General features: G+C 37.4%; 1 pseudogene. It reads right to left on the reverse strand.

Annotated elements, in window-relative coordinates:
- Positions 1-463, reverse strand: a pseudogene (locus NJT12_RS24890) (hypothetical protein); the annotation flags it as partial.

A 463-nucleotide genomic window follows, 5' to 3' on the forward strand; every position in this document is an offset into this window, starting at 1 on the left:
GTATCACTGAATTGCTGCCAATATTTGTGCAATCAAAAGTGGTTTTATCTATAGTCATTGTTGCAATAGTACAATTATCAGTAGAACCATTATCGATTTGAGAAGCCGTTACAACTGCTTTTCCTGTGATATCCAGCTGAACCGTTATATTGTGAGTCACAACTGTTGGTTTGATTTTATCTTCGACAGTAACTGTGGCAGTGGCTGTATCTGAATTTCCATTAACATCTGTTACTGTCAGTACCACTGAATTGTTGCCGATATTTGTGCAATTAAAAGTGGTTTTATCTAAAGTCATTCTAGCAATAGCACAATTATCAGTAGAACCGTTATCGATTTGAGAAGCTATTACAACTGCTTTTCCTGTGGCGTCTAACTGAATCGTTATATTTTGAGCTACAACTGTTGGTTTGATTTTGTCCTGTACAGTAACTGTGGCGGTGGCGGTATCCGAATTTCCATT

This window comes from Flavobacterium azizsancarii, assembly GCF_027980145.1.
GTDB lineage: Bacteria > Bacteroidota > Bacteroidia > Flavobacteriales > Flavobacteriaceae > Flavobacterium > Flavobacterium azizsancarii.